20 protein-coding genes and 1 other annotated feature are annotated in these 21,665 nt (G+C 51.2%); of the genes, 6 read left to right on the top strand and 14 right to left on the bottom strand.

The window, feature by feature from the left end; genetic code table 11:
• Positions 1–49 precede the first annotated feature (49 nt).
• Entirely contained in the window at positions 50–1,396 is a 1,347-nt protein-coding gene (locus B4923_RS00585) for an MFS transporter (RefSeq protein ID WP_109052413.1), read from the bottom strand.
• 127 nt (positions 1,397–1,523) lie between these two features.
• Positions 1,524–2,111: a molybdopterin adenylyltransferase gene (gene mog, locus B4923_RS00580; protein WP_109052412.1), complete on the bottom strand. Its 588-nt coding sequence runs from the start codon at positions 2,109–2,111 to the stop codon at positions 1,524–1,526.
• Positions 2,112–2,516: 405 nt separating this feature from the next.
• On the opposite strand from mog, the gene B4923_RS00575 reads away from it, so the two are divergent.
• A complete protein-coding gene (locus tag B4923_RS00575; RefSeq protein ID WP_109052411.1) occupies positions 2,517–3,608 on the top strand; it encodes a GGDEF domain-containing protein in 1,092 nt (363 codons plus the stop codon).
• A gap of 106 nt (positions 3,609–3,714) precedes the next feature.
• On the opposite strand, the gene tal is transcribed toward B4923_RS00575, so the two are convergent.
• Entirely contained in the window at positions 3,715–4,668 is a 954-nt protein-coding gene (gene tal / locus B4923_RS00570) for a transaldolase (protein ID WP_109052410.1), read from the bottom strand.
• A 240-nt stretch (positions 4,669–4,908) separates the two neighbouring features.
• Between tal and yaaA the strand changes: the two genes are divergently transcribed.
• Entirely contained in the window at positions 4,909–5,682 is a 774-nt protein-coding gene (yaaA, locus tag B4923_RS00565; RefSeq protein ID WP_109052409.1) for a peroxide stress protein YaaA, read from the top strand.
• Between the two features lie 53 nt (positions 5,683–5,735).
• Here yaaA and thrC read toward each other — a convergent pair whose 3' ends face one another.
• The 5 genes from thrC to B4923_RS00540 form a co-directional block, all read right to left on the bottom strand.
• A complete protein-coding gene (gene thrC / locus B4923_RS00560; protein ID WP_109052408.1) occupies positions 5,736–7,025 on the bottom strand; it encodes a threonine synthase in 1,290 nt (429 codons plus the stop codon).
• 3 nt (positions 7,026–7,028) lie between these two features.
• Complete coding sequence (gene thrB / locus B4923_RS00555; RefSeq protein ID WP_109052407.1) at positions 7,029–7,958, bottom strand: homoserine kinase; 930 nt, start codon at positions 7,956–7,958, stop codon at positions 7,029–7,031.
• A gap of 2 nt (positions 7,959–7,960) precedes the next feature.
• Positions 7,961–10,420, bottom strand: a complete 2,460-nt coding sequence (gene thrA / locus B4923_RS00550) for a bifunctional aspartate kinase/homoserine dehydrogenase I (protein ID WP_109052406.1) — start codon at positions 10,418–10,420, stop codon at positions 7,961–7,963.
• A gap of 27 nt (positions 10,421–10,447) precedes the next feature.
• Positions 10,448–10,562, bottom strand: a sequence feature (Thr leader region).
• Positions 10,501–10,569, bottom strand: coding sequence for a thr operon leader peptide (gene thrL, locus B4923_RS21275; protein WP_109052666.1), 69 nt, complete (start codon positions 10,567–10,569; stop codon positions 10,501–10,503). Its footprint overlaps the feature before it by 62 nt.
• A 196-nt stretch (positions 10,570–10,765) precedes the next feature.
• Positions 10,766–11,467 carry a tRNA/rRNA methyltransferase gene (locus B4923_RS00540; RefSeq protein WP_109052405.1) on the bottom strand — a complete coding sequence of 234 codons (702 nt, stop codon included), beginning with the start codon at positions 11,465–11,467 and terminating at the stop codon, positions 10,766–10,768.
• A gap of 651 nt (positions 11,468–12,118) precedes the next feature.
• On the opposite strand from B4923_RS00540, the gene arcA reads away from it, so the two are divergent.
• Entirely contained in the window at positions 12,119–12,835 is a 717-nt protein-coding gene (gene arcA / locus B4923_RS00535) for a two-component system response regulator ArcA (RefSeq protein WP_109052404.1), read from the top strand.
• 80 nt (positions 12,836–12,915) lie between these two features.
• On the opposite strand, the gene creA is transcribed toward arcA, so the two are convergent.
• Positions 12,916–13,386 carry a protein CreA gene (gene creA, locus B4923_RS00530; RefSeq protein WP_425428576.1) on the bottom strand — a complete coding sequence of 157 codons (471 nt, stop codon included), beginning with the start codon at positions 13,384–13,386 and terminating at the stop codon, positions 12,916–12,918.
• Between the two features lie 223 nt (positions 13,387–13,609).
• Here creA and robA point away from each other — a divergent pair, with 223 nt between their 5' ends.
• Positions 13,610–14,497 carry an MDR efflux pump AcrAB transcriptional activator RobA gene (gene robA / locus B4923_RS00525; RefSeq protein ID WP_109052402.1) on the top strand — a complete coding sequence of 296 codons (888 nt, stop codon included), beginning with the start codon at positions 13,610–13,612 and terminating at the stop codon, positions 14,495–14,497.
• Here the strand turns inward: robA and gpmB are convergent.
• Positions 14,486–15,136, bottom strand: coding sequence for a 2,3-diphosphoglycerate-dependent phosphoglycerate mutase GpmB (gpmB, locus tag B4923_RS00520; protein WP_109052401.1), 651 nt, complete (start codon positions 15,134–15,136; stop codon positions 14,486–14,488). The genes robA and gpmB overlap by 12 nt on opposite strands.
• A gap of 51 nt (positions 15,137–15,187) precedes the next feature.
• Here gpmB and yjjX point away from each other — a divergent pair, with 51 nt between their 5' ends.
• A complete protein-coding gene (gene yjjX, locus B4923_RS00515) occupies positions 15,188–15,724 on the top strand; it encodes an inosine/xanthosine triphosphatase (protein WP_109052400.1) in 537 nt (178 codons plus the stop codon).
• Here the strand turns inward: yjjX and trpR are convergent.
• The 3 genes from trpR to B4923_RS20760 all read right to left on the bottom strand — a co-directional run bounded on the left by trpR (position 15,721) and on the right by B4923_RS20760 (position 18,465).
• On the bottom strand, positions 15,721–16,074 hold the full coding sequence (gene trpR / locus B4923_RS00510) for a trp operon repressor (protein WP_109052399.1): 354 nt from the start codon (positions 16,072–16,074) through the stop codon (positions 15,721–15,723). The genes yjjX and trpR overlap by 4 nt on opposite strands.
• A 72-nt stretch (positions 16,075–16,146) precedes the next feature.
• Complete coding sequence (gene sltY / locus B4923_RS00505) at positions 16,147–18,075, bottom strand: murein transglycosylase (RefSeq protein ID WP_109052398.1); 1,929 nt, start codon at positions 18,073–18,075, stop codon at positions 16,147–16,149.
• A 132-nt stretch (positions 18,076–18,207) separates the two neighbouring features.
• The gene (locus B4923_RS20760) at positions 18,208–18,465 is read right to left on the bottom strand and encodes a hypothetical protein (protein ID WP_146187244.1); all 258 of its coding nucleotides are present in this window, start codon (positions 18,463–18,465) and stop codon (positions 18,208–18,210) included.
• 61 nt (positions 18,466–18,526) lie between these two features.
• Here B4923_RS20760 and ettA point away from each other — a divergent pair, with 61 nt between their 5' ends.
• The gene (gene ettA, locus B4923_RS00500) at positions 18,527–20,194 is read left to right on the top strand and encodes an energy-dependent translational throttle protein EttA (protein WP_109052397.1); all 1,668 of its coding nucleotides are present in this window, start codon (positions 18,527–18,529) and stop codon (positions 20,192–20,194) included.
• Positions 20,195–20,316: 122 nt separating this feature from the next.
• Here ettA and serA read toward each other — a convergent pair whose 3' ends face one another.
• On the bottom strand, positions 20,317–21,549 hold the full coding sequence (gene serA, locus B4923_RS00495) for a phosphoglycerate dehydrogenase (protein WP_109052396.1): 1,233 nt from the start codon (positions 21,547–21,549) through the stop codon (positions 20,317–20,319).
• Positions 21,550–21,665 lie beyond the last annotated feature (116 nt).

The following is a 21,665-nucleotide window of genomic DNA, read 5'->3' as shown; positions in this document are numbered from 1 at the left end:
GGAAGCCCAGTCAACATGACTGGGCTTTTTACCGTTACAGGCAACCGAATTAAATACCGACAGGTGAACGGGAATCCTCTTCCCCCGCCAGTTTGTCGTGCCGCTCGCTATTCAAATCACGATGCAAATAAATCCCCAACAGCAGACCGACGCCGGACAGCGTCAGCACATAAAATGCCGGAGCCAGCGGCGTTATCTTCATAATCAATGTGACAAAGATCGGCGTTAAACCGCCGAAGATCGCATAGGAAACATTATAAGAAAACGAGATCCCCGAGAAACGGACTTCCGCCGGGAAAGCGCGCACCATCACATAAGGAACCGCGCCAACAACGCCGACGCTTAAGCCGACAATCGCGTAGCCGATAAAAAGCAGACCCGGATTGCCCGCCGCCGTGCTGTAAAAGAACCAACTGCATACGGCCAGCGACAAACTGCCCAGGATAAACATTTTACTGGCGCCGAAGCGGTCAACAAGCAGGCCGGCGCCGATGCAGCCCACCATCAGCATAATCGTCGCCAGACAGTTTGCCTGTAATGCGAGTGCGGCAGAAATACCATGTACTTTTTGCAGATACGTCGGCGCCATAAGAATCACCACGACAATACAAGCGGACAGCATCCAGGTCAGCAGCATGGAAACCACCACCGCTTTCCGGTGATTCACCACCACCGATTTCAACGGTAACTCTTCCGCCAATTTCTTTTGGGCCTGCATTTCCATAAAGATCGGCGTTTCCTGCAACCAACGGCGTAAATACATCGCCACCAGCCCAAAGATCCCGCCAATAAAGAACGGCAAACGCCAGCCGCCGGCCAACATCTGATCGGAAGTCAGTACCGTATTCAGCAAGGTGGCCACCAGCGATCCCAACAAAATCCCCATGGTCAGCCCTGCGGTCAGGATGCCGCAGGCAAAACCGATGCGCGAGCGTGGAACATGCTCTGAGACGAATACCCATGCCCCAGGCACTTCACCGCCAATGGCCGCGCCTTGCAGCACTCGCATCAATAGCAGAAGCAGCGGTGCCGCGATGCCGATAACCTCATAGGTCGGCAGCATCCCCATGGCCAGCGTGGGCAAAGCCATCAGCAAGATACTCAGACTGAACATCTTTTTACGCCCGACCAGATCGCCAAAGTGGGCCATAACAATGCCCCCCAGCGGACGCGCGAGATAACCGGCGGCAAAGATGCCAAAGGTCTGAACCTGACGCAGCCACTCGGGAATATCCGACGGGAAAAAGAGATCGCCAATAACGGCAGCGAAAAAAACGAAAATGATGAAATCATAAAACTCCAGCGCGCCACCCAGCGCAGCCAGAGACAGCGTTTTATAATCCTGCCGATTTAATCGGCGATGTTGTGAATGAAGGTGAAGATGCTCGTTTGCCATAAGTTACCGTGCAGTGCAAGAGTGAGATCAATAAAATTCCGCCGCTTTATGTAAAGCAAAAATTACTATAGCGGCAAAATTATGATACACCAGCAAAGCTGAATCTTATGTTTGAAATCGCCTAACTTCAGTTTTTTATTTCACGTATGGCATTTTTAGGACGAAAAGCTGCTACCACCTGCGGATCGGTCTCGATATAAGGGCCTTCCAGTAACTGGATGCAATAAGGCACGCTGGCAAAAATTCCCGCCATCACCACTTTGCCATGCGCATCTTTCAGTCCTTCCAGCGTTTCTTTAATCGATTTGGGCTGTCCCGGCAGATTGAGAATCAACGCCTGTTTACGAATGACGCCAACCTGTCTCGACAAAATGGCTGTAGGAACAAATTGCAGGCTAATCTGCCGCATTTGCTCCCCAAACCCTGGCATTTCGCGATCGGCTACCGCCAGCGTTGCATCGGGCGTCACATCGCGACGGGCGGGCCCCGTGCCTCCCGTGGTCAACACCAGATGGCAGCCGCGTTCATCCACCAGTTCACATAGCGTTTGTTCAATCAGAGTCTGTTCATCGGGCACCAGACGGGTTTCAATCTCAAAAGGCGTGGTCAGGGCGCTGGACAACCATTCTTTCAATGCGGGTATTCCTTTATCCTGATAAACCCCGCTGGATGCCCGGTCAGAAATAGATACCAGACCAATACACAATATGTTCATAAACACCTCGCTGAAAACCTAGTCTTATCAGAATATTATCTGATTTACGCCACCAAACCACCATGCAGACAAGAAATTTGTGCAACTGAAGCTTTTCTGGCTAGTCTTCCATACTGCTTACATGATAATAGTTATTAAATAGCATCTCGAAAATACGACAAAACTTGCCAGTCAATAACTATCTGAAATAGAAAATGAAAATTAGATAATGGAAATATAATGAGGCGCCTTTTCAAAGGCAGAGTCCAATCTCCGATGTTTATGTAATAAAACATCACGTATGGAGAGGAAAAATAACGAGATAGGCTATGATTAATCATAACCTGCATTTAGATCATATGATAAAATCAACGCGCTTTTGCAGTACCTTGAGAAATAGAAAAAGCCACACCAAGGAAGTACCCTATGAGCACAATTAAGTATAAGATATTAAATATATTTTCCCATCCAATCCCTGCTTTCTTTCTGTTCGGCACACTGGCTTTTTTTATCACCGTTGCTTTTATGCATGAATCAGACAAAAACGTCTGGAAAATTGAAAAACACAATCTTGATACAACGATTAAAGCCTATTCATCTTATAGTTCCGGGGCGGAAGTTAAAGATAGTGACGTTACCCATAAAACGGGGAGCTATGTTTCTGCCCGCATCAGAACCTTCGCTTTTAATACCGGCGATACGCGCAGTGAATGTATTGGCCGACTCTCAGAGACAGAGCTGCATTTTAATGATATGTCGATCATCAGAATCTGTCAGAATAAATTACCATCTATCGGTGAATATGCCGGGAAAGATACATTAACAAGCATTTTTCCCATTTTATCACCTACGGATGAGCTGCTGGGCATTCGCATAAGAACCAATTCGGAAACGCCGCCCCCTTCTCTATTTGATACGTTTAGATCGTTGTCCGGCATCATCGGCATACTGAGCATTGTTCTGATTTCCGCTGTTTTAGGTAGTCTTCTGTCTGTATTAGCCAAAAAGTACCTGATCGAATTACCCACCATAGCCAGATATGACGATCTGACAGGATACCTGCGGCGAGATGCCTTCTTTATGGCGGCGAATAAAGCCCTGAACATTTCCGATTTTACCAAACATCCCGTTTGCATGATTTTAATTGATATCGATCACTTCAAGAGGGTGAATGATACATTCGGCCATAGCGCGGGGGATTACGCCTTGAAGTTTGTCGCCGATATTTTAAAAAGATCATTTCGTCGTGAAGATATTTTTGGGCGTATTGGCGGCGATGAGTTCGCCATTGTTTTACCCAATATGGACCTGGATGATGCTTACATAGTGGTGGAGCGCGCCAGAGCCCGGATCAACGATAACCATTATGAAGCATCAAATGGCAATAGAATAAATCTGACGGTCAGCATTGGCTTGGTTAAATACAATATTGCCGAAGAAGGGTTAATAGACGTCATGAAACGTGCTGACGAAAATCTTTATATTGCCAAAAAAAACCGCAATACCGTTGCCAAATAATCATCGTCTATTTAAATACCAAGTGAGCGAATGGCAAACGCGCCCGCAGCGCAAAAAAATAGCCGAACAATCATTCTCATCCGGCTATTTCAACACTCAGGAACAATTACAGTAAGTCAGCGATCATTTTTTCAAGCTTCACCTGGTCAACAGCAAATTTGCGGATACCGTCAGCCAACTTATCAACAGCCATGGGATCCTGATTATGCTGCCAGTAGAACTGCGCTTCAGTCATCTTCGCCGGACGCGCCTTCACATCACCGGTATAAGAAAGCTTGCGAACAACTTCGCCTTCGCTTTCAGACAGCTCTTTCAGCAGCGCCGGGGCGATAGTCAGACGGTCACAGCCAGCCAGTTCCAGAATTTCGCCTACGTTACGGAAGCTTGCGCCCATAACAACCGTTTCATAGCCATGTTCTTTGTAGTAACTGTAGATTTCACTAACAGAAACAACGCCTGGATCCTCATCTGGCGCAAAATCTTTTTTATCGCCATTGGCTTTATACCAATCCAGGATACGGCCTACAAACGGGGAAATCAGGAAAACGCCCGCTTCAGCACACGCCCGAGCCTGAGCAAAAGAGAACAATAACGTCAGGTTACAGTTGATCCCTTCTTTTTCTAACTGCTCGGCTGCGCGAATACCCTGCCAGGTAGAAGCCAGCTTGATCAGAATGCGGTCATTACTGATGCCGGCATCGTTATACAACTTAATAAGATGTTTTGCTTTCGCAACGCTGGCTTCCGTATCGTAAGACAGACGAGCATCTACTTCCGTAGAAATACGGCCCGGGATCAGTTTTAAAATCTCAAGACCAATGTTTACCGCCAGCTTATCGGTTGCATCCACCACCTGCTGCTCACGGTTGCTGCTCTGCAAACGGGCCCAGGCGATCGCTTCATCAATCAGTTTGCGATATTCAGGGATCTGAGCCGCATTCAGAATCAGTGAAGGGTTAGTGGTCGCATCTTGCGGCTGATACAATTTCATGGCCGCGATATCGCCGGTGTCAGCCACAACCGTCGTCAATTGGCGTAGGGAAGTCAGTTTATCCGTCATGTTGGCATTTCTCATTGTTTGTACATGGATTGTTAGTGCATGAATACTGAGTGCATGAACTGGTGGCATCATGTTTTAGCCAGAATCTGATAATAACACGCACGTCCCCCCACGCAAGCCAGCCTTTTCACCTCATACAGAGGTTCTGACGATTGCCCTTTCCTGTTATAACCATCGCCGCTTTCTTGCTGGATATTTGCTACAGTAAAACAACAAAATCGGACCTACAGGACATGGCGCATGCTGATAACCCTTTCACCCGCAAAAACCCTTGACTACACCAGTCCTTTAGCAACACAACGCTATACTCAGCCGGAACTATTGGACTATTCCAGCCGGCTGATTTCTGTTTGCAAAACGCTGACGCCCGCACAAATCGCTTCGCTCATGAGTATCAGCGACAAACTGGCCGGTTTGAATGCCGCGCGTTTCAATGACTGGCACCCTGACTTTACCCCCGATAATGCGCGTCAGGCGCTATTAGCGTTTAAGGGGGATGTCTATACGGGTTTGGCGGCGGAAAACTTCAGCGAAGATGATTTTGATTTTGCCCAGAAGCATTTACGTATGCTGTCCGGTTTATACGGCGTTCTGCGACCGCTGGATCTGATGCAACCCTATCGGTTGGAAATGGGCACCAAACTCAACAATAAAGCGGGTAAGGACCTGTATAGTTTCTGGGGCGGCATCATAACCGAAAAGCTGAATCAGGCCCTGAGCGAACAAGGTGACGACATTCTGGTCAATCTGGCCTCTGACGAATATTTCAAAGCGGTGCAACCGAAAAAGCTGCAAGCGACGCTGATCAAACCCGTATTTTTAGATGAAAAAAACGGCAAATTTAAAGTCATCAGCTTCTATGCCAAAAAAGCGCGCGGGCTGATGAGCCGCTTTATTATCCAGAATCGCCTGACACAGCCGGAACAACTGAAAGACTTTAATTTGGAAGGTTACTTTTTCGAAGAAGAGGAATCATCCGTTCACGAACTGGTGTTTAAACGCCACCAGCAATAAAGCGAATCACCCGACAAGGGCGGAGAACTCCGCCCTTGAAAATTGAAAAGAAGTTATTGCGGCAACGTCATCAGGAACTGACGCAACGCTGCGAAATCATTCGGGAAATGATGAGACAGCAAAGCCAGATCGGCGCGTTTCGCCAGCGCTTCAGGCAGTTCCAGTTCTTTACCCAGAATGGCCTCTACGCTTTCCTTGAATTTTGCCGGGTGGGCGGTTCCAAGGAATAAGCCGAATTCACCGGGCTGGAGCTGATCGCGCAACAGACGATAAGCAATTGCAGCGTGTGGTTCAGAGGTATAACCCAGCGCTTCAAGCTCATGCAGGGTTTCTTTGGTGGTTTCATCACTCACCGCACCAAAGCCCAGCGTTTTCAACTGCCAGTTTTTACGGCGGAACAATTCCTCCACTCGCGGCCAGTTATTCGGCTGGCTCACGTCCATGGCGTTGGACAGCGTCGCGACCGTTTTATTGGGTTCCCAGGCTCCGCTGCTCAGGAAACGCGGTACCGTATCATTTGCATTGGTTGCCGCGATAAAACGTTTAATCGGCAGCCCCAGTGATTTAGCCAACAGACCGGCAGTCAGGTCGCCAAAGTTACCACTCGGTACGGAGACGACCAGTTGATTACGCGCTTCCTGCGGCAACTGTGCGACCGCTTCAAAGTAATAGCAGATTTGTGCCAGCAGGCGGCTGATGTTGATGGAGTTGGCGGAATTCAGACCAATCGTCTTTTTCAGCTCTTCATCGTCGAAAGCCTGTTTAACCAGAGCCTGACAGGCGTCAAAATCACTATCGACCGCGATAGTATGAATATTCCCCCCCAGCGTACAGAACAGTTTTTCCTGCAATGGGCTGATTTTGCCACGCGGATAAAGGATCACCACACGGACATTATCCAAACCGTAAAACGCATGAGCGACTGCCGCGCCGGTGTCGCCGGAGGTCGCAGTCAGAATCGTAATCTTGTCGTCGCCGGAGACTTCCGTCAGCATCTGCGCCATAAAACGGCCGCCAAAATCTTTGAATGCCAGAGTCGGACCGTGGAACAGTTCCAGCGCGGCAATGTCTTCTGTGACGGGCGCGACAGGCGCCGGGAACGCGAAAGCCGCCTTCACACGCTGAAATACCGTCTCCGCCGGTATTTCATCACCGATATAGGCAGACAGAATACGGCTGCTGCGGGTAACAAAATCCAGTTTCAGCAGCGCATCGATTTCAGTACGCTCAAACTCAGGCAGTTCCAGAGGAAAGAACAGCCCTTGCTGGCTTCCCAGACCTTGCTTGATGGCCTGAGCAAAGCTGACCTGCTCGTTATGATCTTTAAGGTTGTACAGTTTCATGCATTATCCCAGTTGTCGTGCGCCTGTTGTATCCAGACGGCAAATATGAACAAAACCTTCATCGTTCTGCAAATAGTTATCCCGTAGCCAGTGGGCCAGGCGCTGTGCGCTGTCCATATCATTGCACACGGAAAAGAGCGTCGGCCCCGAACCGGAAATACCACAGGCCAGCGCGCCGATATCCTCTGCGGCTTTACGTGCTGCGGCGAAACCGGGCAGGAGTTTGGTGCGATAGGGTTCTGCTATGACGTCTTTCATCAATTTGGCCGCCAGCGACGCTTGCCCGGTATGGCAGGCGTGGATAAAACCGGCCAGATAACGGCCATGGCTGACACAATCCTGACGACGATATTGCGCGGGTAAAATCGCCCGCGCTTCGGCCGTTGACACCTTGATGCCCGGATACGCCATCACCCATAGCCAGTCGTCAAAAGCCGGTACCGGCTGGCTGATGATGCCTTCCTCTTCCAGCATCAGCTGGATACCGCCGAGGAAGCAAGGAGCTACATTATCATAATGTACGCTGCCGGAAATACGGCCTTCCAGCTCGCCCATCAGGGTCAACAGACGGACGTCATCCAGTGGTTTACCGCAGAACTCGTTCATTCCCATCAAACCAGCGACCACCGAACAGGCGCTGGAGCCCAAACCGGATCCGATCGGCATGTTTTTTTCGAGCGTCATGGCAACCGGTACGGTTTTACCAATCTCCTGACAAAAACGTTCCCAGCATTGATAAACAATGTTTTGCTTTGGATCGTCTGGCAATTTGCTGACGAATCGGCCTTCACTACGCAAACTGAATCGATCCGCAGCGACAACAGAGACACAGTCCCCCAGCAGCGAGCCGTCTACCGGAGAAACAGCCGCACCCAGCACATCAAACCCGACGCTGACGTTGCCAATCGATGCCGGTGCATAAACCTTAACCATAATTAAGCTCCCAACTTCCATGACAGGGTACGCAGCAAATCTGCAAATACACCAGCGGCGGTAACATCATTACCGGCGCCATACCCTCTTAATACCAACGGCAGTGGCTGATAGTAACGACTGTAGAATGCCAGCGCGTTCTCGCCATCTTTGACTTTGAATAACGGATCGTTGCCACCCACTGCGCTGATCTGCACTTTACAGCGCCCGTCTTCGATCATGCCGACATAGCGTAACACTTTACCTTCATCCCGCGCCTGCGCGATACGGCTGGCGAACTCATCATCGACTGACGGCAAGCGGCGCATGAAGCTATCCACATCACCAGAGGCATCGAAACTGGTTGGCAGGACAGACTCGACTTCAATATCATCCAGCTCCAGTTTATACCCTGCTTCACGCGCCAGAATCAGCAACTTACGCGCGACATCCATACCGGACAAATCATCACGGGGATCGGGCTCGGTATAGCCTTTCTCTTTGGCCTGCGCCGTCGCTTCGGATAAAGACATGCCTTCGTCCAGCTTACCGAAAATGAAGGACAGCGAACCCGACAGAATACCGGTGAAGCGAATCAGTTCGTCCCCGGCGTTCAGCAAGTTCTGAAGGTTTTCAATGACTGGCAGACCGGCGCCTACGTTAGTGTCGTACAGGAAGCGGCGGCGTGATTTCGCGGCGGCGCTGCGCAGCAGCTGGTAGTAGCTCATAGGACCGGTATTGGCTTTCTTATTCGGCGTAACCACATGGAAGCCATCCGCCAGAAAGTCTGCATACTGATCGGCTACGGCCTGATTTGACGTACAATCGACAATCACCGGGTTCAGCAAATGATATTCTTTTACCAGACGAATCAAACGACCCAGATTGAAAGGTTCGCTGGCTTTTGCCAGTTCATCACGCCAGGTGTCCATCGGAATACCGTTAATATTGGTCAGCAGCGCCCTGGAGTTGGCAATCCCGACAACCCGCAGGTCGATATGCTTCTGTTTAAGCCACGGTTGCTGACGGTGGATCTGCTCCAACAACGCGCCGCCGACTCCTCCTACGCCAATGACGAATACATCGATCACCTGATCGGTATTAAACAACATCTGGTGAGCGACACGGACGCCGGTTGTCGCCATATCATTGCTGACCACAACCGAAATGGAACGTTCCGATGACCCCTGAGCGATGGCGACGATGTTGATATTGGCGCTCGCCAGCGCGGAAAACAGGCGGGCAGACAGGCCACGCAGCGTACGCATGCCATCACCCACCACGGAAAGGATAGCCAGACGCTCCATGACATCCAGCGGTTCGAGCACGCCCTCTTTCAGTTCCAGATAGAATTCATCTTCCAGCGTCTTTTTGGCACGGGCCAATTCGTTCTGCGAGACGCAGAAACTGATGCTGTATTCAGACGATGACTGAGTAATCAGCACCACCGAGATACCCGCGCGAGACATCGCCGCAAACACGCGCGCCGCCATACCGACCATGCCTTTCATACCAGGGCCGGAGACGTTAAACATCGCCATGTTATTCAGGTTGGTGATGCCCTTGACCGGATATTGCGTATCAGTGCTGTCCATGCCGATCAGCGTGCCGGGAGCCTGAGGGTTTTCGGTGTTTTTGATAAGGCAGGGAATCTGGAACTGGGCGATGGGAGCGATGGTTCTGGGGTGGAGGACTTTGGCGCCGAAATAGGATAACTCCATCGCCTCCTGATAGGACATCGACTTCAGCAACCTGGCATCCGGCACCTGACGCGGATCGCAGGTATAAACACCGTCGACATCCGTCCAGATTTCACAACAGTCGGCGCGCAGACAAGCGGCCAGCACCGCGGCAGAATAATCAGAACCATTACGGCCCAGCACCACCAGTTCGCCTTTATCATTACCCGCAGTGAACCCCGCCATCAGGATCACGTGGTCTTTCGGAATGGCGCTTTCGGCTATACGGCGGGTAGATTCGTTGATATCAACGGTGGATTCAAGATAATGCCCCTGAGCCAGCAGCTTTTCCACCGGATTAATGACGGAAACCGCATAACCACGCGCCTGAAATACCGCTTCCATAATGGCGATAGACAGCTTTTCGCCGCGACAAATGATAGCGGCATTCACGCTGTCGGGACACTGCCCCAACAGCGCGATGCCATGCAGAACCTGTTTTAACTGGGCAAATTCTTGATCCACCAGCGACTTAAGGCGAGCCAGTTCAAAACCGGGCTGGGACTCGGCAAGACCTTGCAGCAAAGAAGAGAAGATAGCTTCAGCGTCGTTAAGGTTAGGCAGTAAATCCTGTCCGGCGACCGTTTTTTCGATCATCGCGACCAGATGGTTGGTAATTTTTGCCGGGGCTGACAGTACGGTGGCAACCTGTCCCTGGCGCGCATTGCTTTCGATAATGTCGGCAACGCGCATAAAGCGTTCCGCATTTGCCACCGAAGTCCCGCCAAATTTCAACACTCGCATTTTTATTTTTCTCCTGAATTTCTGCCATAAAAAAAAGCCCGCACTGTTCGGTGCGGGCTTTTTCGGATTCGTTGTATGCGTCAGCCCGCACCGTTACTGGTTGTACCGGTGATGGTAATAATCGTGGTGATCAGGCTGATAGTACGCATGGAAAAAGCTTGTCTCAGTAAATTTAAAAAATTCTGCCCTATTAGTTAGGGCAATCGCCTCTTGAAGTCAATGGATTTCTTTTTTTTCATCCCATCGACCGATACGCGAAAAACGTCAAATCAACTACAAGGCAGAGAATAAACCAGAGAATTATTTACTAAAAACTATAAATCAACATGTTTTACTGCAAAAAAATCACTTGTCGCTATCTTCTTTGGATAGCACTTTCTCAACATCATGCAGCAAAGTATGCAGCATCGCCGTGTCGCGATGTTCTAAACGCCCCAGCCGTTGATGGATCCAGTCTCGCAGTTTCTCATCCTCACTAACGCCCAGCGTCATCAGCAATCGTTCCAGACGCTGCCGCAATGCCGACAACGATCCAGCTGGCGGCAGGCTCGCCTTATCCGGTTGGATCTGCATTAATTCTGCCAGTTGATAGCAGTACACCATCACCGCCTGTCCCAGATTAAGAGACGGATAGTCAGCCTTCATCGGCACGCCGGTCAACACATCGGCCAGCTCAAGCTCTTCATTGGTCAGCCCGGAATCTTCACGCCCAAACACCAGCGCGGCAGAGCCGACCCAGTGTGCCTTTTCCTGCATAACCCCCAGTAACTCGACCGGCGTACAGTAATAACGAAAGCGGGCGCGGCTACGCGCAGTTGTCGCAATGGTAAAATCCACATCGGCCAGCGCCGCTTGCAGGGTGGAAAACATCGTGGCCGCGCCAAGAATATCTCCCGAACCGTGCGCCACCCAGCCCGCCGCAGGTTCCTGATGGGCGGTGCTGCCCACAATACGCAAGCTACTGAATCCCATGGTTTTCATCGCTCGAGCTGCCGCACCCACGTTCTCGGCGCGCGCGGGGTTAACCAAAATAATATGAAACTGCATAGATATCCTCTATGGCGTAAAAATACGCCGGCGAAAACGCTTCCAATGGGGCAAAGGCCGAACCGTCATGACGGTGAAAAATTAACAACAACACAACAAAATGCCGGGCATCATTCTGCCGCTGAAAAGAAACGGGGGATTCATTGAAGAAACGCCGTCTTAATTGATTATTTCCAATAAAAATTAGATAATTAATTTCAGCGCATATCCATCAGGCCACGAATTTTCAGCCAAACTATCTTATTGCTGTCATCAGCATTTGCTATGCTGAATCGTGTATAAAAGATGCTAAATTGTGACTTAAACTGGCAATCTTGTAAGTCTTTTTCACAAAATAGTTAACGTGCTACAATGAAGTTTGATATATGTCAACGGAACCGTAAATTTGTCAGCAAGCAAAATCAGTGCTTACTGTTATGTTGCTGTTAATAAGGTTAAACTGTGCACCACATTTTGAGCGCAGTCAGATCCGCTCTGCCATCACCTAATTGCCATTCCTCTGGCCGGTGAAATGTGCACCAGGAACGTATTTACGTACTTTAGTCTAATGTTGAGTGAGATGGTGACCTTTACCTCATATAGCTCCAATGATAACAGCGACTTCTGTACTTCCGATTTCTATATTTTAGTTGGCAATTTTAGGTAGCAAACATGCAGACGCCGCACATTCTTATTGTTGAAGACGAGTTGGTAACTCGTAATACCCTCAAAAGTATTTTTGAGGCAGAAGGCTACATCGTTCACGAAGCCACAGATGGCGCAGAAATGCACCATATTCTGTCGGAAAATGACATCAATCTGGTCATCATGGATATCAATCTGCCGGGTAAAAATGGCTTGCTGTTGGCGCGTGAATTACGTGAGCAAGCCAGTGTTGCATTGATGTTCCTCACTGGCCGTGATAACGAAGTCGATAAAATCCTTGGTTTGGAAATTGGTGCTGATGACTATATTACCAAGCCGTTCAATCCGCGTGAGTTGACAATTCGTGCGCGCAACCTGTTGTCCCGCACCATGAATCTGGGCGGTGGCACAGAAGAACGTCGCCTGGTTGAAAGCTACCGCTTCAATGGCTGGGAGTTGGACATCAACAGTCGTTCACTGGTCAGCCCGGCCGGCGAGCAATACAAGCTGCCGCGCAGCGAGTTCCGGGCCATGCTGCATTTTTGTGAGAATCCCGGAAAAATCCAGTCTCGCGCAGAATTGCTGAAGAAAATGACCGGACGCGAGTTGAAGCCTCATGACCGCACCGTTGACGTGACGATCCGCCGTATCCGTAAACATTTCGAGTCAACGGCTGATACGCCGGAAATCATCGCCACCATCCATGGTGAAGGCTATCGTTTCTGTGGCGACCTGGAAGACTGAGATCACCCAGCCGAAGCAGTCTGCTGCTTCGGCTCTTTCAGTAGCGTTCACATCAAATAACGCTACCTGTTTTTCTATTCTCAGTTAGCTGCTTTTTCCCATGGCATAACGGGTACCGCGCTCAAGGCATTCTTTGGCGACCCATCGACCAGACGATCCGAATAGGTCAAATAGATCAGCGAATTACGCTTCTGATCGTAAAACCGTACCACTTGCAGCTTTTTGAAAACCAGCGATGTCCGTTTCTGGAAAACCACCTCTCCCCGATCGCCAGCGCTTTTGATTTTATCCGTCAACGTAATCGGTCCGACCTGCTGGCAGGAAATCGCCGCATCAGCGGTATCCTCCGCCAGTCCCAACCCACCCTTGATACCGCCGGTTTTTGCCCGGCTGATATAGCAGGTAACATTATTCACCCCAGGATCGTCAAATGCCTCCACCACAATTTTATGGTCCGGCCCCAGCAACTTAAACGCCGTGTCAACGGAACCTATCTGCTCTGCTCGCACGACGCTCGTCGCCGATAACATCAACAAGCCGATACCTGTCATTAACTTTTTGCTCATATTCCAGATTCTCTGATTATCCGTCATAAATGATTCGTCATTGCGTCACCGGGAAGCGCACGCTCAAATACATCGCCGTCGTCAGCCATGTTACCCAAATTGCCTGCTGAATACTTTCAAGAATCTTAAGCGGTGACAATGTCAAAAAATTGCTATGATGCAGGATCTCAATACGTTCAGTGCTCAATGTGTTTGACGAGGAAGATCTATGGATCAAGCCGGTATTATACGTGATCTGCTTAACTGGCTGGAAAGCCATCTCGACCAGCCTTTATCACTCGATAATGTCGCGGCGAAAGCGGGTTATTCAAAATGGCATCTACAACGAATGTTCAAAGATGTCACAGGCCATGCTATTGGTTCATATATTCGCGCACGGCGGCTTACCAAAGCTGCGGTCGCTCTTTGCCTGACCAGTAGACCCATCCTGGATATTGCTCTGCAATATCGCTTTGATTCCCAGCAAACGTTCACCCGGGCATTCAAAAAGCAGTTTGCCCAGACGCCAGCTTCCTATCGTCGTTCCGATAACTGGAATACCTTCGGCATCCATCCGCCGATTCGATTAGGCGAATTCACCTTGCCACAGCCCCAGTTCATCACGCTGCCGGAAACAAAGTTGCTCGGCCTGACGCAAACCTATAACTGCCGTCTGGAACAGATTTGTAATTTCAGAACTGAAATCCGTATTCACTACTGGCGTCAGTTCCTGGGAGAGACTAAAACGATCCCACCCGTACTGTACGGGCTGCATCATTCGCAGCCGAGCAAGGAAAAAGACGACGAGCATGAAGTGCTTTACACCACCGCGCTGGAGCCACAATACCTGCCGGACGACGTGCATACCGGCGAGCCGATCACCTTACCGGGCGGCGATTACGCCATGTTTGTCTATGAGGGGGCGGCTGACGGGCTACAGGATTTTATCATCACGTTGTATGACACCTGTCTGCCGACATTTCAGATCACCCGTCGGAAGGGGTTTGACGCAGAGCGTTTTTACCCCAATCCCGAACAGGGTGAGGATATCCCAAAAATCATTCGCTGCGAATATCTTATCCCCATCCAGCACCCCGAGAATCAATCAGCGCTGTAGCTCATCCAATGCGGGTATATCCAGGTGCGAAATATCTCCGGCGGTTTCCACTACCCAGCCAGGAGCCAGCCACGGACTTTGCTGATAATCAATGCGCGACAGGGAGCAGTTGCGCAAACGCAGTCGTCGCTCCGCCGATGCGGGTAATCCCAGTATCGTGCTCAACAAGCATCCCAGCGCCATCCCATGGCTGACCAACAACGGCTGGCTGCCTTTCGGCAACGTCAGGCAACGCGCCAACACGCGATGCATGCGTTCGGCCAGTTCGCTCATCGACTCCCCTTCGGGGATCCGACCGTTCGGCGTACCATCCACCAGCTGTTTACGCCAGGCTTCTTCTTGCAGACTCAAGGTGTCAATATCACGTTCTTCAAGAACGCCCATATGCAATTCGCGTAGCCCCGGCTCCAAGACGATCTGGCAGTCGGCGCAGGCACTGGCGATAATTTCCGTCGTCTGACGTGTACGCCCCAAATCGCTGGTAAAAATATGCGTAATGCCCAATGTTCTGATACGTTCAGCCGTCTGATAAGCCTGCTTCTCGCCTCGCGGTGTTAGCGCACTGTCGGATTGACCTTGAATACGCCGCGCCACATTCCATTCTGTTTCGCCGTGGCGAACAAGATATACCTGTAACATGGTTATTTTCCGTTATACTGCGTCAAATTAACTAAAGAGTTCGAAACCGTTATGTATCATGTTGTCGCTGCAACTACCAACCCGGCAAAAATTAAGGCTATTACTTTAGCATTCGCGGATGTCTTTGGTGCAGAACATTGCCGCATCGAAGGTGTTGACGTCGATAGCGGTGTCCCACGCCAGCCTCTCGGTTCGTTAGAAACCCGTACGGGTGCCAGAAATCGCGTCATGATGGCCCGCCAGGTCCGTCCTGAAGCTGATTTTTGGGTCGGCGTTGAAGCAGGGATTGAAGAATGCATGACATTTGCCTGGATGGTGGTGGAAAACGCCCATCTGCGTGGCGAGTCTCGCTCTGCAAGCCTGGTTCTACCCGAAAGTATATTACACGGCATTCGTGAAGGAAGGGAGTTGGGTGATGAAATGGAGCGCCTGACAGGTGTACAGAATATTAAACACAAAGGCGGCGCAATCGGCGTCTTCACGGACGGAAAACTGTCACGCACCAGCGTTTATCATCAGGCGCTGCTGCTGGCGTTGGTTCCGTTCCATAACCCGATCTATCAGACTCCGGTACAGACTGCCAACTAGCGCCCTTTTTTCTCCGCAGGGGCTTGATCCGCAGACAGCAACTGCGCCTCCAGCCAGCGCTTTAGTGCGGGAGGCGCGGCTTTCAGACTGTTGGAACCACGGGTAATCGTGGCGATTCCGGCGCCAAGCTCGCTTTTCAACTCACGCTGACTCAGCTTTCCACGCATCAGTTCCTGAATAATCCGCACTCGCGTTCCCAGCGCCGTTCGCTCATCCGGCGTCAACAACAGCTGCAATAACGGCTGCTGTAGATCTTCATTCACAGACTGTTGTAGCAATGTCACGAAGCGTAGCCAGTTTTCATTGTCTTGTTCAGATAGTGTCGGATCGGTAAGAAATGACGGATTCATCGCAGGCTGCCATACTATTTAACTAGTACAGCAGCATAGCACAAATTGTAGAAAATGATCGCGCGGACAAGACTAATAGCGACGCTGCCACTCCGCGTCAGTCAAAACACGCGCCGGCTGATGCAGGAAATAACGGTAAAAGACATCATAGGCCAGCACATTTTTAACGTAGCCGCGCGTTTCAGCGAAGGGAATACTTTCAATAAACGCGACGGAGTCAATGCGCCCTGCGCTGTTTTTCAGCCAGGTATTGACGCGAGATGGTCCGGCATTGTATGCCGCTGAAGCCAGAACACGGTTGCGGCCAAACATCTGATAGACATATTCCAGATAGTCGGTACCCAGCAGAATATTGGTTTGCGGATCAAACAGCTGGCTGCTGTTCATGTAGGTCGTGATATTACTCATTTGCGCCGTATGCTGTGCGGTAGCGGGCATCAGTTGCATTAAACCAGACGCGCCGACGGGTGAACGCGCCTTGGGATTCCAGGCGCTTTCCTGTCGGGCGATCGCCATCGCATAGCTCTGGCTGATACCTTTACCCTGCGTGGCGCGTCGGAATTCATCGTTCCAGGCAAGCGGGAAACGCTCCTCCAGATGATCCCACAACTTGCCGACAATCGTGGCCTGCACGCTTAAATCCGGCCAGCGTTGTTCAAACGCGTAGCGGGCCAACGCCTCCTGCTGCGGTTTACTGCTATTGGCGACCAGTCCCACCCACTCACTGCGCGCCAGATTATCCATCTGCCAGAACATCAACTCCCTTACGCGGGCCATTTCAGGCAACTGTGATAATGAACGGTCAGGTTTAACCGCCGTCATGACGGTGACGGGATAGCTCTCATTAAGCTTTTGTGCTGCCGCCATCGGATAAAAGCCGCGTTCCTTCATCAGTTCACGCAGCAGCGCCTCGCCCTCCTGGCGTTTCCCCTGATCCAGCATCACCGACGCTCGCCAATAACGCCATTCGTCTTTCTGCAAAACATCCGCAGGCAAACGCGCCATCCAGTTGATCAATCCCCGGCGATCGCCGGCCCCCAGCGCCATCCGCACGCGACGTTCAATCAAAGTTGTCGACGTACTGCGTTGTACCACGCCGTCCCGCCAAAGCGCCTGCTCGGGCGTGGCGTCATTTCCCATCAATCGCCAGGCAATGATTTCTTCCATTTCCTGACGCTCGGACGAACTCATTTTTTGCAGACGAACAATCACCGGCAACATTGAGCGGGCGTTCTCGACGTCCTGACGCGCCACGCGACTGAATGCCGATAACGTGACTTTGCGGGTGAAATCCGTTGGTCCAATGGCGCGGGCAAAGCTTTCCAGCGTATTCGGTTCATTCTGTAACTTCATCAATGCATCACTGATCGTCTTGTAATCAGCAGGTAATTGTTTAGCCAGATAATTTACCAGCCCGGTGCTGCCTTCAGCCATTGCCAGACGAATGCGCTCCAGCGTCGTCAGCGGAGTTTGTTCCCCCGCCGCTTGCCAGACAGAAAATAGTTTGTCACAGACGGAAGGCAAAGAACGCCCGGTCAGCCAGATATCGCGAGTTGCTTCCCATACGCCCTGACGCTGCCCCGTCGTCCATTGGGCATAATAGAAGTTACAGCGCGCGCTGACCGGCTTGGGCGGCTGCGGGCTGAACGCCAATAATCCCTGCCAATCCTGTCGGCGGGCCAGCTCGTTGACAAAGCTGGTATTCAGATTACGCGCTGGCGGTAAAGTCGGGTGTGTGGCAACGAATTGCCTGACCTGAGCGGCGCTGACCTGGGTCAGGTCTTGTGTTAGTGAACGATATTCAAGATAGGGATATAGTGGGTAGTTGCGTAGCGTCGGCATCAGTTGAGCGACAGTATCCAACTGGTTGCTATCCCATGCCTGTTTAACCTGTTGATAGCGCTGACGTTGTTCATCCAGAGAATCCGCCAGCACATGTCCCGAAACCCCTGCCAGACATACTGCCGCAATAGCGTACCGCCAATAACCCGCTTTAACCATAACCTGCGCTACCCTCATTCGTTATCGATTCTGCTGCCGATACCTTCCACTATACAGGCATCATCAAACCGTGCCGGTCAAAACGCCTGTACTATCATTTTCATCCGGCACGGCCCCATCAAGTGTGGCACATCATGCCATACAACGATACGCCAATCGGGAGAGACAGACTGAACCAACCATGCCTTTTTGCCGCCAGGTCTGTTCACTTCGCATCCTGACAACCGCAAATCGCCGGATAGCTGGGATCAGACACCGAAACCAGCTACACTCCGTTATCAGCATTACCGATCCGCCGAAGATGGTTTTATCGCCATCCGTATGGTCGCTATCTTCGGCAATAAGCCCCAACATGGCCACCACGGCGTGGCACAGAAACAATGATATCAATTACAATTTATCGATAACAATTATCGATAACAACACAGACAGAAAGAGGCGAAGTCGCAACGTGGCTCAATATGTTTATACCATGCATCGCGTCGGTAAAGTCGTTCCGCCGAAGCGTCATATTCTGAAAAACATCTCCCTCAGTTTCTTCCCTGGCGCCAAGATTGGCGTATTGGGCCTGAACGGAGCCGGTAAATCTACGCTGCTGCGCATTATGGCTGGCATTGATAAGGACATTGAAGGCGAAGCACGCCCGCAACCCGGTATTAAAATTGGCTATCTGCCGCAGGAACCGCAGCTGAACCCGGAACACACCGTTCGTGAATCGGTTGAAGAAGCCGTTTCTGAGGTGGTTACCGCGTTGAAACGTCTGGACGAAGTGTACGCGCTGTACGCCGAGCCCGATGCGGATTTCGACAAGCTGGCCGCCGAGCAGGGCAAACTGGAAGAGATCATCCAGGCCCATGACGGCCATAACCTGAACAACCAACTGGAACGGGCGGCAGATGCCCTGCGGCTGCCGGAGTGGGATGCGAAAATCGCCACCCTTTCCGGTGGTGAACGTCGCCGCGTCGCGCTGTGCCGCCTGCTGCTGGAAAAACCGGACATGCTGCTGCTCGATGAACCGACCAACCACCTGGATGCGGAATCCGTGGCCTGGCTGGAACGTTTCCTGCACGACTTCGAAGGTACCGTGGTAGCCATCACCCATGACCGTTACTTCCTTGATAACGTCGCGGGCTGGATTCTGGAGCTGGACCGCGGCGAAGGTATTCCATGGGAAGGCAACTACTCTTCCTGGCTGGAACAGAAAGATCAGCGTCTGGCTCAGGAAGCGTCTCAGGAAGCGGCACGCCGTAAATCTATTGAGAAAGAGCTGGAGTGGGTGCGCCAGGGGGCCAAAGGTCGTCAGTCTAAAGGTAAGGCGCGTCTGGCTCGCTTCGAGGAACTGAATAATACGGAATACCAGAAACGTAACGAAACCAACGAACTGTTTATTCCACCCGGTGCCCGTCTTGGCGACAAGGTGATTGAAGTCACCAACCTGAGTAAATCCTATGGCGAACGTCAGCTGATCGACAGTCTGTCGTTCTCCGTGCCTAAAGGAGCGATTGTCGGGATCATCGGCCCGAACGGCGCGGGTAAATCAACGCTGTTCCGCATGATGTCAGGTCAGGAACAGCCGGATAGTGGCAGCATAGAGCTGGGCGAAACGGTGAAACTGGCGTCAGTGGATCAGTTCCGCGATGCGATGGACAACAGCAAAACCGTGTGGGAAGAAGTTTCCGGCGGGCAGGATATCATGCGTATCGGCAACACCGAAATGCCAAGCCGCGCCTATGTGGGCCGTTTCAACTTCAAAGGCGTTGATCAGGGCAAGCGCGTCGGCGAGCTGTCCGGTGGTGAACGTGGCCGTCTGCATCTGGCGAAACTGTTACAGGTTGGCGGCAACGTCCTGCTGCTTGACGAACCCACCAACGATCTGGATATAGAAACTCTGCGTGCGTTGGAAAACGCCCTGTTGGAGTTCCCAGGCTGCGCCATGGTTATCTCGCACGACCGCTGGTTCCTGGACCGTATCGCGACCCACATTCTGGATTATCAGGATGAAGGAAAGGTGGAATTCTTCGAAGGTAACTTCACCGAATATGAAGAGTACAAGAAACGGACTCTCGGCGCTGACGCACTAGAACCACACCGCATCAAATACAAAAAAATGGCCAAGTAATATCATGCAAAATGGCCCGCACAAGCGGGCCATTTTATGTCTAACGAAATCCCATATCCGATTGGACCACGACGGTTCCCAATAAAACCAGCCCCTTTTCAGGAGCCGGATAATACCGCCAATCAGTACAGCAGACGGGCACGAATAGTACCGGGGATCGCCTTCATCAGTTGCAACGCGGTATGCGCGCCGTCGGTCTCAACGTCAATAACCACATAACCAATTTCGGGCGTCGTTTGCAGATACTGGGCCGCAATGTTGATACCCTGTTCGGCAAAAATCTGGTTAAGCTGCGTCAAAACGCCCGGGCGATTTTCATGGATGTGCAGCAGCCGGCTGGCACGTTCACCATGCACGGGCAGTGAAACTTCAGGGAAGTTGACTGCGGACAGCGTAGAGCCGTTATCCGAGTATTTAGCCAGCTTACCGGCCACTTCACCACCGATGTTTTCCTGCGCTTCCTGCGTTGAACCACCGATATGCGGGGTCAGCAGCACATTATCAAACTCACACAGCGGCGACAGGAACGGATCGCTGTTTGTCGCAGGCTCTTGTGGGAAGACGTCAATCGCCGCCCCGGAAAGATGTTTGCTGCCCAGCGCATCGCACAAGGCTGGAATGTCCACCACCGTACCGCGTGACGCATTAATAAAAATAGCACCCGGCTTCATCAGCGAAAATTCTTCGGCGCTCATCATATTCTGGGTGCTCTCGGTTTCCGGCACATGCAGACTGACGACATCACTCATATTCAGCAGATCGGAAAGGTGGCGAACCTGCTGCGCATTGCCAAGCGGCAATTTACTTTCAATATCATAAAAATAAACGTGCATCCCCAGCCCTTCGGCCAGAATGCCCAATTGGATACCGATATGACCGTAACCAATGATGCCCAGCTTCTTGCCACGCGCTTCGAAGGAGCCAACAGCCAATTTATTCCAGACACCACGGTGTGCTTTCGCATTCGCTGCCGGAATACCGCGCAGCAGCAACAACATTTCACCGAGTACCATTTCCGCAACGGAACGGGTATTGGAAAAAGGTGCGTTGAATACCGGAATGCCGCGTTTCGTCGCAGCCGATAGTTCAACCTGGTTAGTTCCGATACAGAAACAGCCAACCGCAATCAGTTTTTCAGCGGCAGCGAAAATTTCTTCTGTCAGATGGGTACGCGAGCGGATACCAATAAAATGCGCATCGCGAATGGATGCTTTCAGGGATTCCGAATCCAGTGCCCCTTTATGGTATTCAATATTGGTGTAACCAGCTGCACGCAGGTTCTCCAGCGCGCTCTGATGCACACCTTCCACTAACAGAAATTTAATTTTATCTTTTTCCAGTGATACCTTTGCCATTTCCCGACCTTATTTTTCAGACTTCAGATGCGACAGTTTGTTAAACAGCCCCTGTCAACATAACAAAAATTACGCAGTCAGCAATACAAACGATTGCCTTGCTGGTATAGCAAGCG

It is taken from the genome of Brenneria roseae subsp. americana (genome assembly GCF_003115815.1).
Classification (GTDB): Bacteria; Pseudomonadota; Gammaproteobacteria; order Enterobacterales; family Enterobacteriaceae; genus Brenneria; species Brenneria roseae.
Note: the sequence above shows the minus strand (reverse complement) of the source record. Positions and strands in the feature narration are given on the sequence as shown.